We start from the raw sequence: 382 nt of genomic DNA on the forward strand, positions 1-382 counted from the left end.
GCCTGGGCCTGGTCTCGCCGTACCTGCCCGAGGTGCAGCAGGCCATCGTGCGCAACTACGCGGGCCTGGGCATCGCATGCGTGGCCGAGCGCCACCTCGGCATCCAGGACAACTTCGCGTTCTCCGAAGTCGATGCCGGCACCCTGCGGCAGTGCGTGCACGACGTGATGACCACCGGCGGCGAACGCCCGGAGGCCATCGCCATCTACTGCACCAATTTGCGCGGCGCGCCGCTGGCGGCCGAACTGGAAGCGCAGTGGGGCGTGCCGGTGTACGACTCCGTGGCCACGGTGGTCTGGAAGGCGCTGAAGCTGGCCGGCGTGGACACGGCGCCCCTCGCGGGCTGGGGCCGGATCTTCGGCATCCGCTAGCGCCATAGGGC

At 70.7% G+C, this 382-nt stretch carries 1 protein-coding gene; it reads left to right on the forward strand.

Annotation, left to right across the window (positions count from 1 at the left end; all coding sequences use genetic code 11):
• Window positions 1-371, forward strand: a 371-nt coding sequence (locus tag GVL61_RS24685) for a hypothetical protein (protein WP_200845037.1), incomplete at its 5' end; no start/stop codon positions are given.
• Window positions 372-382 lie beyond the last annotated feature (11 nt).

The sequence above is a fragment of the Novosphingobium sp. 18050 genome, from assembly GCF_902706195.1.
GTDB lineage: Bacteria > Pseudomonadota > Alphaproteobacteria > Sphingomonadales > Sphingomonadaceae > Novosphingobium.